Raw genomic sequence first — 13370 nt, 5'->3', positions numbered from 1 at the left:
CACATCCGTCCGGGCCCCGGGAGGACTCTGGCATGATGGGCCCATGGCAGCAGCTGCACCCGGCCCGGAGGGGAACCCCCGTGCCTGAACTCCCGGAAGTGGCGGCCCTGGCGGACTTCCTGAACGCCCGGCTGAACGGAACCACGGTGGCGAAAATCCAGGTCGTCTCCTTCGCCGTGCTCAAGACGGCGGACCCGCCGATTTCCGCCCTGGAGGGCCTGACCGTCACGGGGGTCCGGCGGCACGGCAAGTTCGTCGACGTCGAGGCCGGCGGCCTGCACCTGGTGTTCCACCTGGCCCGGGCGGGCTGGGTGCGCGTCACCGACGCGCCGACGGGTGCGCTGCTCAAACGCGGCGGCGGGCACATCGCGGTCCGGCTGTCCTTTACCGGCGGCGCCGGCCCGCTGGACCTGGACCTCACTGAGGCGGGGACCAAGAAGAGCCTGGCGGTGTACCTGGTCCGCGATCCCGCGGAGGTCCCCGGCATCGCCGCGCTCGGGCCGGATCCCTTCGCCCCGGGCTTCGACGCCGACGCGCTGGCCGCGATCCTGGCCGCCAGTTCCCAGCAGGTCAAGGGTGTGTTGCGGAGCCAGAGCGTGGTCGCGGGCATCGGCAACGCCTACAGCGACGAAATCCTGCACGCGGCCCGGCTCTCCCCCTTCGCGATCGCCAGCTCGCTGGACCGGGACGCCGTCGAACGGCTCTACGCGGCTATCCACGAGGTGCTCGGCACCGCCGTGGCGGAGGCGCACGGAAAACCGCCCGCCGCGCTGAAGGATGCCAAACGCAGCCACCTGCGGGTGCACGGCCGCGCCGGCGAGGCCTGCCCGGTCTGCGGCGACACGGTGCGGGAGGTGTCCTTCGCGGACAGTGCGCTGCAGTATTGCCCGGGCTGCCAGACGAAAGGCAAGATCCTCGCCGACCGGCGGACCTCGCGGTTCCTGAAGTAGGTCCGGGCGTAACCGGCGGCGGAAAACAGAAAACCCCGCCAGCTCCGTTGCCGGAGATGGCGGGGTTTTTTCTGTTGGTCGGGCTGACAGGATTTGAACCTGCGACCCCTTGACCCCCAGTCAAGTGCGCTACCAAGCTGCGCTACAGCCCGCTGGTTCCGTCGTTCTCCGCCCCGTGCCTCCGCGGGAATTTCTCCCTGCGGTATTCACTGAGCAGTCCGGCCGAACCACCTTGAAAAGCTTACACGATCCCGGAGGGTGCCCGTGACATTACGCCGCCGCCACGGGCACTTTTCCCTCCGGTGTGGCCGAATTAACGCTTCCGGCTGCGCTTTTCACGCACCCGCATGCTGACCTCGATCGGCGTGCCCTCGAAACCGAAGGTCTCGCGCAGCCGGCGGGTGATGAAGCGGCGGTAGCCGGGGTCCAGGAAGCCGGTGGTGAAGAGCACGAACTTCGGCGGGCGGCTGGAGGCCTGGGTGCCGAAGAGGATGCGGGGCTGCTTGCCTCCGCGCACCGGGTGCGGGTGGGCCGCAACCAGCTCGCCGAGGAAGGCGTTGAGGCGCCCGGTGGGGATCCGCCTGTCCCAGCTCTCCAGCGCGGTGTCCAGGGCCGGGACGAGCCGGTCCTTGTGCCAGCCGGTCTTGGCGGAGATGTTCACCCGGGGGGCCCAGGCTACGTGGGCGAGGTCCCGTTCGATCTCCCGCTCCAGGTAGGTGCGGCGTTCGTCGTCGAGCAGGTCCCACTTGTTGAACGCGAGCACCAGCGCGCGGCCGGACTCGATCGCCAGCTGCAGGATGCGGACGTCCTGTTCGCTGAGCACCTCGTCCACGGCCAGGAGCACGACGGCGACCTCCGCCTTCTCGAGCGCGCTCTGGGTGCGCAGCGAGGCGTAGAAGTCGGCGCCCTGGGCCATGTGCTGGCGGCGCCGGATGCCGGCCGTATCCACGAAGCGCCAGGTGCGGCCGCCGAGTTCGATGAACTCGTCGACCGGGTCGCGGGTGGTCCCGGCGGTGTTGTCCACGACGACCCGCTCGGAGCCGGCGAGCTTGTTCAGCAGCGAGGACTTGCCGACGTTCGGCCGGCCGATCAGCGCGATCCGGCGGGGGCCGCCGCTGCGCTGGAGGCCCTCGATCGTGGAGAACTCGGGGAGGACGTCCATGACGTGGTCCAGCAGGTCGGCGACACCGCGGCCGTGCAGCGCGGACACCGGGTAGGGCTCGCCGAAGCCGAGGCCCCAGAGCGCGGCCGAGTCGGCCTCCTGGGCGAAGTCGTCGACCTTGTTGGCGACCATGATGACCGGCTTCTTGGACTTGCGGAGCATCTTCATGACGCTCTCGTCCGTGGCGGTGGCGCCGACGGCGGAGTCAACCACGAACAGCACGGCGTCGGCGAGTTCGACGGCCATCTCGGCCTGCTCGGCGACGCGGGCGTGGATGCCGCGGGCGTCGTGCTCCCAGCCGCCGGTGTCGACCACGGTGAAGTTGCGGCCGTTCCAGTGCGCCGAGTACATGACGCGGTCACGGGTGACGCCCGGGGTGTCCTCCACCACGGCCTCGCGGCGGCCCAGGATGCGGTTGACCAGGGTGGACTTGCCGACGTTCGGGCGGCCGATGATGGCCAGGACCGGGTCAAGCTTGACCGGGCCGTCGAAGTCCTCGTCCTCGAAGCGGCCGCTGAGCAGGGCCGCGTCTTCCTCGTCGAGCTCGTAGTCGTCCAGCCCGGCCCGGAGCGAGGCCGCGCGGAGGTCGGCTTCCTCGTCGTCCAGGGCGGCGAGGTTCTCCGCCACCTGGTCCGTGCCGGTGGGCGTGTATTCGTCTTCGCCGGCGCCGAAGTTGCCGGGGGTTTGAGTCGTATCGCTCATTGCACTTTCCTTAGGTGGTGATCTGCCGGCGTCCCGGCTACTGCTGTCTGGGGTGGGTTCGGGGCGTCCGCGTCGGGCAGCTGCTGCCCGCTGCTCCGGATGGTGTCCTGGACGTGCCGCGAGAGTGCGGCACGGATCTCGGTTCCCACCCTGTCCATTGAAGCACGCCCGGTCTCCCCGGGCCTGCGGCTGACGGTCAGGGCCCCGCCGAAGCTGACGTGCAGCCGCCGGCCGGGCCGGGGAACGGCGTTGAGGTGTTCGCCGCCGGTCCGGGTGCCGAGGATGGCCACCGGGATGACGGTGGCGCCCGAGTTCAGCGCGAGCCAGGCGACGCCGTTGTTGATCGAGGCCGCGTCCCCGCTCCCCCGGGTGCCTTCGGGAAGGATCCCGACGCAGTGGCCGGCGTCCAGGATGGACTTGGCCCGCTGCAGCGCGGCGCGGCCCCCGGACCGGTCGACGGCGAGCTGGCCGGAGGCGGTGAGGACCCGGCCCAGGACGCCGGTGAACATCTCCTGTTTGACCAGGATGTGCATCGGCCGCGGCGCGGCGCCGAACATGACCGGGCCGTCCAGGAAGCTGATGTGGTTGCCGGCAAAGATCACCGGACCCGCTGCCGGGACGTTGGACCGGCCGCGGACCGTGGTCCGGTACACGAGATGGTCCAGGATCCAGCCCACCGGCCGGCTCCAGGCCATGGTGCCGGCCAGGAACCAGCGGCCGGGCCGCGGCGCCGCGGCTGCGGCCTTAGTCACGGGCGGCGGGGTTGATGGCGGTGTGGCTGATGATCTTGTGCACGATCCCGAGGGCGGCGTCCACGGTCTGCTCGAAGTCCAGGTCCGAGGAGTCGAGGGTCACGACCCCGTCGGCGGCCTGGGTGAAGTTGACCACGGTGGAGTCCTTGGCGTCCCGCGCCGTGACCTGCGCCGCGAGCTGCTCGGCGTTCTGGCTGCCGCCGAGCTGGATGCCGCGCCGCCGCAGCCGGGCTTCCTCGCTGGCGGTCAGCAGCATCCGTACCTCGGCCGAGGGCGCGACGACGGTGGTGATGTCCCGGCCTTCGACCACCATGCGGCGGTGGTGCTTTTCGATCAGTTCGCGCTGCCGGCGGATCAGCTCGGTGCGCGCGCCGAGCGTCGTGGCGACGGCGCTCACCGCGGCGGAGATGGCCGGTTCACGGATCGCCTCGGTGACGTCGGTGCCGGCCACGCGGACGTAGTCCTCGCGCGGGCTGGTGCTGATCTCCAGCTCGAGGTTCTCCGCGGCGGCCTCGACCGCCGCGGCGTCGGCCAGGTCCGTGCCGTTGTGCAGGCAGGACCAGGTCAGGGCACGGTACATCGCACCGGTGTCGAGGTACGCCAGCTTCAGGCGGCGCGCCACTTCCTTGCTGACGCTGGACTTGCCGGAGCCGGAAGGCCCGTCGATGGCGACGACGAGGCTCTTGCCGGGGCGGACAACGTCCACTGTTTCAAGAAGTTCCTGGGTCATTACTGGAGTACCCGCCATCCACGGTCGTTAAGGGCTTCGATGAGCAGTTCGTGCTTGTTCGGCAGCACGGAGATTTCCACCATGCCGACGTTCTGTCCGGACGAGTGGTCCAGCCGGAGGTCCTCGAGGTTCACGCCGATTTCGCCGATCTCGGTCAGCAGCCGGGCGATCTGCCCCGGCGTGTCGTCGACCAGGACGGTCAGCCAGGAGTACGCCTGCGGCGGGCCGCCGTGCTTGCCCGGGATCCGGGACTGGCCGGCATTGCCCTCGCTGATCAGCTGGGCCAGGTCCAGGCGGGCGCCCGGCGCGGTCGGGTTCTCGAGGGTGCCGATCAGCCGGTTCAGGTCCTCGCGCACGCCGTGAAGGATGTCCACGACCTTGTCCGCGTTGGCACCGAGGATCTGTACCCACAGCGTGGGGTCGCTTGCGGCGATCCTGGTGACGTCGCGAAGTCCGTTTCCGGCCAGCGAGAGGGCGTGCAGCGGGGTTCCCTGCAGCCGGCTGGCCACGAGAGAGGACATCACCTGGGGCAGGTGCGAGACCAGCGCCACGGCTTCGTCGTGTTCCTCGGCGTCGAACTCGGAAACGACGGCGCCCAGGTCCCCGGCCAGCGCGCGCGCCGCCTGCAGGGCCTCGGGCCGGGTTTCCGGCGTCGGGCAGATCACCCAGGGCATCGAGGTGAACAGTTCGCCGCGGGCGGCGACCGGCCCGGACTTTTCCCGGCCCGCCATAGGGTGGGTGCCGACGTAACGGCCCAGGTCGGCGCCGCGGGCGCGCATCTCGGCCAGGATGCCGGCCTTGACGCTGGCGATATCGACGACGACGGCGTGTGGGTAGTCCGTGAGGGCCCGGGCGACGACGTCGGCGGTCACGTCCGGCGGTGCGGCGACCACGACGAGTTCCGGGGAGTCTCCGTCCATCCGCGCGGCCGGCAGGCCGGCGCCGATGTCCACCGCGACGGCCTGGTTGGTCGGCGACGGGTCCGAGAGGAACACGGCCACGCCGCGGCCCCGCAGCCCCAGCCCGATGCTGGTGCCCAGCAGCCCGGTCCCCAGGACGAGGACCGGACCGTTGAGGTGGCCGCGGCCGTGGGTGCGAAAAGCGGACATGCCTTACAGCCCCACGGATGCCAGCAGGTGGCCGACTTCCTGCTTGCCGAGGTTGCGGATGCTGCCCTGGCGCTGGTCACCCAGGCCAATCGGGCCGACCTTGACGCGGACCAGGCGCAGCACCGGGAAGCCGACGGCGTCGAAGAGGCGCCGGACGATCCGGTTCTTTCCCGAGTGCAGCACGACCTCGATCAGCACGTGGCCCGGGGTGGAGTCGACGAGGCGGAACGAGTCAACCGCGGCCATGCCGTCCTCAAGCTCGATGCCTGCCTTCAGCTGCGCGCCCACGCCCTGCGGGAACGGCCCGCGGACCTGGACGAGGTACGTCTTGGGCACCTCGTAGGAGGGGTGCGTCAAGCGGTTGGCGAGTTCGCCGTCGTTGGTCAGCAGCAGCAGGCCCTCCGTGGCGACGTCGAGCCGGCCGACGTGGAAGAGGCGTTCGCCGTGCTGGTGGCGGATGAAGTCGCTGATGCACGGGCGGCCGTCGGGGTCTTCCATGGTGGACACGACGCCCTTGGGCTTGTTGAAGACCAGGTAGACCATGTTCTCGTCCAGCTGGATGCGCAGGCCGTCGACGTGGATCACGGCGGTCTTGGGATCGACGCGGACACCGAGTTCGGTGACGACCTGGCCGTCGACCTCGACGCGGCCCTCGGCGATCATTTCCTCGCAGACGCGCCGTGAGGCAACGCCGGCCGAGGCCATGACCTTCTGCAGGCGGACGCCGTCGGCGTCGTGCAGCTCCGACTGGGGCACGTCCTGGCGCGGGCCGCGCTTGCGGGCCGGCTTGCGGACGGGGCCGAGGTTCTGGCCGAAGCGTTCGCTGCCGAACGCGCGGGAACCGGCGGCCTTCGCCGCTCCGGCGCCGACGCGCGGCTTGGCCTTGGGGGCTCCGGGGGTGCCGGGCACCTTGCCGGCGCCGGGCTTCCGGGCACCGGGCTTGCGCGCCGCCGGCTTGCCGCCCTTCCGCGGGTCCGGCTGCGGGGCGCCGCCGGGAGCGAGGTCCGGGTCGACGAATGCCTCTTCGCGCGGCTTGGGCCGCTTGAACGGACGGTCGCCGCCGCCCTTGGGGAAGTCGCGCTGGCCGCGGCCTGCGCCGCCCGCACCCTGGGTGCGTGCTGATTGGTGTCCGGTGCTGTTGCGTCCCGAACCGTTACGTGGTGAACCCTGGCGTCCCGCCTGTGTCATGACCCGTCCTTCGTTTGTTGGCTTTTCGTGCGCAGGCAGGGGGCACTGCCTACATTCTTCCCGCGTCGTAATACTCTGCGATGCCTTCGAGCCCGGGAAGATGGGGCGAAAGCTGCGGCAACTCAGCCACCGAGCCGATTCCCATGCGTTCGAGGAAATACGACGTCGTGCGGTACAGGATGGCCCCGGATTCAGGGTCGTGCCCCGAATCCTCGATCAGTCCGCGCTGGGTCAGCGTCCGCACCACGGAGTCGACGTTGACCCCCCGAATCGCGGAGACCCGCGCCCTGGAGACGGGTTGGCGGTAGGCGATCACGGCGAGCGTTTCGAGCGCCGCCTGCGTCAGCCTGGCCGTCTGGCCCTCCAGCACGAATTTCCCGACAATGTCGGCGAATTCGGCGCGGGAGTAGATCCGCCAGCCGCCGGCGATGTTCCGCAATTCAAAACCCCGGGGGGCGGTTTCCGCATCCGGGGCATTACCAGTATAGCCGTTATACTCCCGCTGCAGTTCGTCGAGCAGGTCCTCGACGGCGTCGACGGTCAGGTTCAGGCCGGCGGCCAGTTCCGTGGCCGTCGCCGGTTCGTCGATGACCATGAGCACGGCTTCGAGGGCGGCGCGGGGGCCGCCCGGCAGGGCGTCGAGGTCCGGGCCGGCCGTATCGGCCGTGTCGGGTGCGGTGTCGGTCACGGCTGTTCCTCGTATTCTTCGCTCAGGTTGGCGGTGGTCCAGTCGGCGCTGTCGGCAGTCCAGTGCACGGACAGTTCGCCGAGAGGCTGCAGCTGGTCGAAGCCGACCGCCTTGTCCCGGTACATCTCCAGCAGCGCCAGGAAGCGGGCGACGACGACGAGCGTGGATTCGGCGTCGGCGATCAGGGCGCGGAAGGTCAGGGCCTTGCCCAGCCTCAGCCTGAGTCCGATGATTTCGGCCTGCTCCTTGACGCTGACCGGGGACCCGTGCAGGTGCGCCAGGCCCACCTCGGCCGGCGCCGCTTCCCTGGGTTTGAGCGCAGTTTCGGCGAGGGCGGCGAACTGCTCCGGTGTGTGCTTCCAGACCAGCTCGGGCAGCAACGCGGCGAAGTGCTCCTCGAGGGCGACCTGCCGGGGGTAGCGCCGGGCCTCCAGTTCCAGGGTGGAGCCCAGAAGCCCGGCCACCTGCTTGAAGGCCTTGTACTGCAGCAGCCGGGCGAACAATAGGTCCCGGGCCTCGAGCAGGGCGATGTCCTCGTCGTCTTCGACCTCGCCGGCGGGCAGCAGGCGGGCGGCCTTGAGGTCCAGCAGGGTGGCCGCGATGACGAGGAACTCGCTGGCTTCATCCAGCGCCCAGTCCTCCCCCAGCTGCTGGAGTCCCTTGATGTACTTGATGAACTCGTCGGTGACCGTCGCCAGCGCCACCTCGGTGATGTCCAGCTGGTGCTTTGAAATCAGGCCCAGGAGCAGGTCGAAAGGCCCGGTGAAGTTGGCCAGGCGGACTTCGAAGCCCGGTTTCTTCCCGGCCGGCGACAGCTCCGCCGCCGGGGTGAGCGTCGCCGCCACGGTCCTGCCTAGGGCGCGCCGCCGCGCGAGATGAGCTCTTTGGCCAGGCGGCGGTAGGCGTCGGCACCGGCGTGGTTGCCGGCGTAGCTGGTGATCGGCTCGGCGGCGACGGTGGCGTCGGCGAACTTGATGGAGCGCTTGATGACCGTTTCGAAGACCTTGTCGCCGAACGCCTCCACCAACCGGGCGATGACCTCGCGGCCGTGCAGGGTGCGGGCGTCGTACATGGTGGCGAGCACGCCGTCGACCTGCAGGCGGGGGTTGAGCCGGTCCTGGACCTTGTCGATCGTCTCCACCAGCAGGGCCACCGCGCGCAGCGCAAAGAATTCGCAGATCAGCGGGATGATGACCCCGTGCGCCGCGGTCAGGGCGTTGACGGTGAGCAGGCCCAGGGAGGGCTGGCAGTCGATCAGGACCACGTCGTAGTCGTCCTCGACCTTCTTCAGGGCGCGGTCCAGGACCTGCTCGCGGGCCACCTCATTGACCAGCTGCACTTCGGCCGCTGAAAGGTCGATGTTGGCCGGCAGCAGGTCCACGTTCTCGACGCCGGTCTGCTGGATGGCGTCGCGGATGTCGACCTTGCGGTCCATCAGCACGTTGTAGACGGTCAGGTCCAGCTCGTGCGGGTTGGTGCCGAGCCCGGCGGAGAGGGCGCCCTGCGGGTCGAAGTCAACCAGCAGGACGCGGCGGCCGTATTCGGCCAGGGCCGCGGCCAGGTTGATCGTGGACGTCGTTTTGCCCACGCCGCCCTTCTGGTTGACCATGGCGATGACGCGGGCCGGGCCGTGGGATGACAGCGGCGCGGGCTCCGGGAAGTCGCGTTGGGGGCGTCCGGTGGGGCCCATGATGGCGTCGTCCAGGTCGAGTCCGGTGCCTTCCAGAGTGGCTGAACCCTGTTCGCTGCTCACGTATCTATCCACACTTTCGATGACGGTGATGTTCGTGCCCGATCCTGCCGGCCGTCTTATCTTGTTGAACGGCTGGTCGTGCTGACTGGCGTATCGTGCCGGCTGCCTTGCTGGCTGCCTTGCCTGCTGGCGGCCGCCCGGCGGATCGTTATTCCTCCCAAGGTTACAGCCCCCGACACGGGATTCGGCGGACCTTGACAACTGCCGGTCCGCGCGCCTTGACCCTCTGGTTGAGGTCGAAGGTTGCTGTCCGGGGGCTGGCGGCGGGACGCAAAACCGCCCGGACGCGGGGTGTGCGTCCGGGCGGTTTCATCGCGGTCTGGCCGGGGCGGCCGGATGCTCAGGCGTTGGCGGTGACGGGCTGGGGAGCCGGTTCCGCGGCCGCCGCATGGGCGCCGTGGCCGGCGATCATGGTCTGCTCGTCGAACGGTTCGGCGCCGGAGAGGACGCGCTCGACTTGTCCGCCGTCGATCTCCTTGACCCAGGTGCCGATCAGGACCGTGGCCACCGCATTGCCGGTGAAGTTGGTCAGGGCGCGGGCCTCGGACATGAAGCGGTCGATGCCGACGATCATGCCGACGCCGCCGAGCAGCTCCGGACGGTGTGCCTGCAGGCCGGCGGCCAGCGTGGCGAGGCCGGCGCCGGTGACGCCAGCGGCACCCTTGGAGGCGATGATCATGAAGATCAGCAGCGAGATCTGCGCGCCGAGGTCCAGCGGGGTGCCCATCGCGTTGGCGACGAACAGCGAGGCCATGGTCAGGTAGATGGCCGTGCCGTCGAGGTTGAAGGAGTAGCCGGTGGGGACGGTGACGCCGACGACCGGCTTGGACACGCCGAGGTGCTCCATCTTGGCGATCAGGCGGGGCAGCGCCGCCTCGGAGGAGGAGGTGGAGAAGATCAGCAGGTATTCGCGGCCCAGGTACTTCATCAGCCGGAAGATGTTCACGCCCGAGACGATCTGCAGCAGGCCGCCGAGGATGACCACGATGAACACGGCGCAGGTGATGTAGAAGGCAACCATGAGGGTGGCCATGCTGATGATGGCCTGGACGCCGGTGGCACCGACGACGGCGGCGATCGCACCGAACGCACCCACCGGGGCGAGCCACATGACCATGATCAGGATGCGGAAGACCAGCGCCTGGCCGTGGCCGATGGCGCTCAGGATCGGGGTGCCCTGCGGGCCCATCTTCTGCAGCGCGAAACCGACCAGGATGGCGGCGAGCAGGGTCGGCAGGACGGGGATGTCGCCGGGGATGATGCCGAGCAGGAAGTCGACGGTGCTGTCCGTGGCGGCCTTCTTGTTTGGGTCGTACGGGGCGAGCTTGAGGCCCTCGCCCGGGTGGATCAGGTTGCCGACGACCAGGCCGATGGCCAGCGCGAAGGTCGACATGACGATGAAGTAACCCAGGGCCAGGCCGCCGACCTTGCCGACGGTGGCGGCCTTGGCGATGGAGCCGATGCCGAGGACGATGGTGCAGAAGATGACCGGGGCGATCATCATCTTGATGAGCTTGATGAAGCCATCACCGAGCGGCTTGAGCGACTTGCCGAACTCGGGGAAGATCAGCCCGATCAGGGCGCCGAGGACGACGGCGACGATGACGGCGATGTAAAGGTAATGGGACTTGTCCAGCCCCTTGCGCTGCTTCGTAAGCGGCGCCGCGGCCTGGGCCGCCGACTCTCCTCGTTGAGAGGCCATGGTGTTCTCCTTGGATAGGCTGGACGGTGATGCGGACTGGGGCGCGCATCACGTCCGTTCTGCGTGTTCCTCCATCATTGGGGATTCAGTGACGCGCATCACCGTTGCGTTCATATTGGTCATGGAGGGTGCAGTTGATCCACCACTGGAGCATTGCCCGCCGCCTGTTCGTGGCCCACCTGCTGTTCATGCTGTCGCTGACGGCGCTGGTCGGCACGGCGACGTTCGTGGATGCCCGGGACCACGCGTACGAGGAGGCGGGCCGCCGGATGGCCGGTGTGGCCACCGCCGTCGCGGACAACCCGCTGGTGCTGCAGGCGGCGAGCGCCGCGGATCCTTCGGCGGCGCTGCAGCCCTATGCCCTCAAGGTGATGCGGGACGCCCGCGCCGATTTCATCACCATCATGGCGCCGGACCGGATTCGGTGGACGCATCCGCGCGACGAGGAGCTGGGCAAGCCGTACATCGGCTCCATCGACGCTGCGCTGCGCGGGGAGGTCTTCACCGAGATCATGGCCGGGACCCTGGGGCCGTCGGTGCGCACGATCGCCCCGGTCAAGGACGCGGACGGCAAGGTCAAGGCCCTCGTGGCGGCGGGCGTGACCGTGGGGACGGTGGATGTGGCGTTCTCCGGCCGGCTTCCCGCCCTGGTCGCCATTGCCGCCGCGCTGCTGGCGGGCGGCTCGGTGGCTTCCTGGTTGCTGGGCCGGTACCTGCGGAACGTCACGCGCGGCTGGGGCCCGGAGCAGCTGGCGCAGCTGTTCGCCTACTACGAGTCGGTGCTCCACTCGGTGCGCGAGGGCGTGATCCTCGTCGACCCCCGGGGCAAGGTGGTGATGTACAACGACCAGGCGGCCGCGCTGCTGGGCATCCCGCCGCGGGCCATCGACGGCGGCGCCTCAGGCCGCGCCCCAGGCCGCGCCGAGGGCCGTGCCCCGGGCCGCGCGCCGGAGGCGCCCTCGCTGGCGGAGCTGCCGCTGGCGCCGAGCCTCAAGGAGCTTTTCGAATCCGGCCGGAGCGCCAGCGACGAGATCCACCTGACCGGCGACCGGGTGCTGGTCGTGAACCAGGGACCGGCGGTGGGTCCGCGTTCCGCGGCGCGCCAGCGGCCGGTGTCCGGCAACCAGGTGTTCGGGACCGTCGCCACGATCCGGGACCGCACCGAAATCGAGTCGCTCGGCAGCGAGCTGGAAACGATGCGAACCCTTTCGGATGCCCTCCGCGCCCAGACCCATGAACACGCCAACCGGCTGCACACGATTGTGTCACTGCTGGAACTGGGCCGCGGCGGCGAGGCCCTGGACTTCGCCACCCGGGACCTGGAACTGAGCCAGCGGCTGACCGATGACCTGGTCGGCTCCATCGACGAGCCGGTACTCGCCGCCCTGATCATGGGCAAGGCCGCGGAAGCACACGAACGCGGCGTCGAACTCCTCCTCACCACGGAGGGCGCGACGGCGGTCACCGGGCCGGCCGTCCAGGACCTCGTGGCCATCCTCGGCAACCTGCTGGACAACGCGATCGACGCCGCCGCGGACGCCCCTCCCCCGCGGCTGGTGGAGCTGTCCGTGGCCGCCCGCGACGGCGGCCTGGAAATCACCGTGGAGGACAGCGGGCCGGGCATCGACCCGGATGCGGTCGAGGACGTGTTCCGGCACGGCTTCAGCACCAAGGCGCCGGGGCCGTTCGGCCGCGGGCTGGGCCTGGCCCTGGTCCGCCAGGCCGTTCGGCGCCTGGGCGGTAGCATGAGCATCACCAGCCCGGCCGGGGCGCTGTTCCGTGTCACATTGCCGGCGGCCGGGACAGCAGAGGAAAAGCAATGAGCGACATCCGCGTACTCGTCGTGGAGGACGAACCGATCGCCGCGGCGGCGCACGCCGCCTATGTCGGCCGGCTGGACGGTTTCACCGTGGCCGGGTCCGCGCCGGACGGGCAGTCCGCCCTGCGCCTGATGAGCGAGCTCTCCGCCGCGGGGCAGCCGGTGGAACTGGTCCTGCTGGATATGAACCTGCCGGACCTGCACGGCCTGGACATTGCCCGCCGGATGCGGGCCTCGGGGCTGTTTGCCGACATCATCGCGATCACGGCGGTGCGGGAGCTGGCCATCGTCCGCAGCGCCGTCGCGACCGGCGTCGTGCAGTACCTGATCAAGCCCTTTACCTATGCCACATTCGCGGACAAGCTCGGCAGCTACCGCCAGTTCCGGGAACAGCTGGCCTCCACCGGCCCGGGCGGGACCGGGGCCGGGGCGTCCCAGAGCGACGTCGACCAGGCGTTCGCCAGCCTGCGGGCGCCCTCGGAGCTGCCGCTGCCCAAGGGCCTGTCCGGTTCCACCCTCGACTCCGTGCAGGAGTTCATGCGGCAGCAGTCCGGGGCGGTCTCGGCCAGCGAGGTGATGGAGGCGCTCGGCATGTCCCGCGTGACGGCCCGCCGCTACCTTGAGTACCTGGCCGACGCCGGCACCGTCACCCGGACCGCCCGCTACGGCGCTCCGGGCCGGCCGGAGAACGAGTACCGCTGGAGCCGGCCCGGTTCCTAGCTGTACACATGGCCCGGCCACTCCCCCGCGGCGCGGCCCGGTCGAGGTGGCACTTCGGCGCGGGTCAGGACGGTCCCGCGCGGGTCAGGACGGTC

General features: G+C 69.9%; 12 protein-coding genes and 1 tRNA gene. 3 read left to right on the top strand and 10 right to left on the bottom strand.

The genetic code is table 11. From position 1 onward, the window contains the following. The first annotated feature begins 80 nt into the window (after positions 1–80). Positions 81–950, top strand: coding sequence for an Fpg/Nei family DNA glycosylase (locus tag ASG71_RS15265; protein WP_056740878.1), 870 nt, complete (start codon positions 81–83; stop codon positions 948–950). 75 nt (positions 951–1025) lie between these two features. Here ASG71_RS15265 and ASG71_RS15260 read toward each other — a convergent pair. The 10 genes from ASG71_RS15260 to ASG71_RS15215 all read right to left on the bottom strand — a co-directional run bounded on the left by ASG71_RS15260 (position 1026) and on the right by ASG71_RS15215 (position 10736). Then, a tRNA-Pro gene (locus tag ASG71_RS15260) sits at positions 1026–1102 on the bottom strand. Positions 1103–1263: 161 nt separating this feature from the next. Further along, a complete protein-coding gene (gene der, locus ASG71_RS15255) occupies positions 1264–2814 on the bottom strand; it encodes a ribosome biogenesis GTPase Der (protein ID WP_056740876.1) in 1551 nt (516 codons plus the stop codon). After that, the gene (locus ASG71_RS15250) at positions 2811–3509 is read right to left on the bottom strand and encodes a lysophospholipid acyltransferase family protein (RefSeq protein WP_056740986.1); all 699 of its coding nucleotides are present in this window, start codon (positions 3507–3509) and stop codon (positions 2811–2813) included. The genes der and ASG71_RS15250 overlap by 4 nt, the downstream gene beginning before the upstream one ends. A 49-nt stretch (positions 3510–3558) precedes the next feature. Beyond that, positions 3559–4296 carry a (d)CMP kinase gene (cmk, locus tag ASG71_RS15245; protein WP_056740873.1) on the bottom strand — a complete coding sequence of 246 codons (738 nt, stop codon included), beginning with the start codon at positions 4294–4296 and terminating at the stop codon, positions 3559–3561. After that, entirely contained in the window at positions 4296–5405 is a 1110-nt protein-coding gene (locus ASG71_RS15240) for a prephenate dehydrogenase (RefSeq protein ID WP_056740871.1), read from the bottom strand. Before ASG71_RS15240 ends, cmk begins: the two co-directional genes overlap by 1 nt. Positions 5406–5408: 3 nt before the next feature. After that, entirely contained in the window at positions 5409–6593 is a 1185-nt protein-coding gene (locus tag ASG71_RS15235) for a pseudouridine synthase (RefSeq protein WP_056740869.1), read from the bottom strand. Positions 6594–6642: 49 nt separating this feature from the next. Beyond that, entirely contained in the window at positions 6643–7281 is a 639-nt protein-coding gene (gene scpB / locus ASG71_RS15230; RefSeq protein ID WP_056740866.1) for an SMC-Scp complex subunit ScpB, read from the bottom strand. Further along, entirely contained in the window at positions 7278–8126 is an 849-nt protein-coding gene (locus tag ASG71_RS15225; RefSeq protein ID WP_056740864.1) for a segregation and condensation protein A, read from the bottom strand. The genes scpB and ASG71_RS15225 overlap by 4 nt, the downstream gene beginning before the upstream one ends. An 8-nt stretch (positions 8127–8134) precedes the next feature. After that, the gene (locus ASG71_RS15220) at positions 8135–9034 is read right to left on the bottom strand and encodes a ParA family protein (protein ID WP_056740860.1); all 900 of its coding nucleotides are present in this window, start codon (positions 9032–9034) and stop codon (positions 8135–8137) included. 340 nt (positions 9035–9374) lie between these two features. Then, entirely contained in the window at positions 9375–10736 is a 1362-nt protein-coding gene (locus ASG71_RS15215) for a cation:dicarboxylate symporter family transporter (RefSeq protein WP_056740858.1), read from the bottom strand. 134 nt (positions 10737–10870) lie between these two features. Between ASG71_RS15215 and ASG71_RS15210 the strand changes: the two genes are divergently transcribed. Together ASG71_RS15210 and ASG71_RS15205 are read left to right on the top strand one after the other, a co-directional pair. Next, the gene (locus ASG71_RS15210; RefSeq protein ID WP_056740856.1) at positions 10871–12559 is read left to right on the top strand and encodes a sensor histidine kinase; all 1689 of its coding nucleotides are present in this window, start codon (positions 10871–10873) and stop codon (positions 12557–12559) included. Further along, on the top strand, positions 12556–13275 hold the full coding sequence (locus ASG71_RS15205; RefSeq protein WP_056740854.1) for a response regulator: 720 nt from the start codon (positions 12556–12558) through the stop codon (positions 13273–13275). The genes ASG71_RS15210 and ASG71_RS15205 overlap by 4 nt, the downstream gene beginning before the upstream one ends. Positions 13276–13370 lie beyond the last annotated feature (95 nt).

Source organism: Arthrobacter sp. Soil763, from assembly GCF_001428365.1.
Taxonomy (GTDB): Bacteria; Actinomycetota; Actinomycetes; order Actinomycetales; family Micrococcaceae; genus Arthrobacter.
The sequence above is the reverse complement of the archived record's forward strand: the minus strand, read 5'-3'. Positions and strand labels throughout refer to the sequence as shown.

Coding starts and splice junctions, on each gene's coding strand:
- ASG71_RS15235 (WP_056740869.1), bottom strand. CDS start 6,593: ATGACACAGGCGGGACGCCAGGGTTCACCACGTAACGGTTCGGGACGC.
- ASG71_RS15250 (WP_056740986.1), bottom strand. CDS start 3,509: ATGGCCTGGAGCCGGCCGGTGGGCTGGATCCTGGACCATCTCGTGTAC.
- ASG71_RS15215 (WP_056740858.1), bottom strand. CDS start 10,736: ATGGCCTCTCAACGAGGAGAGTCGGCGGCCCAGGCCGCGGCGCCGCTT.
- der (WP_056740876.1), bottom strand. CDS start 2,814: ATGAGCGATACGACTCAAACCCCCGGCAACTTCGGCGCCGGCGAAGAC.
- cmk (WP_056740873.1), bottom strand. CDS start 4,296: ATGACCCAGGAACTTCTTGAAACAGTGGACGTTGTCCGCCCCGGCAAG.
- ASG71_RS15240 (WP_056740871.1), bottom strand. CDS start 5,405: ATGTCCGCTTTTCGCACCCACGGCCGCGGCCACCTCAACGGTCCGGTC.
- ASG71_RS15205 (WP_056740854.1), top strand. CDS start 12,556: ATGAGCGACATCCGCGTACTCGTCGTGGAGGACGAACCGATCGCCGCG.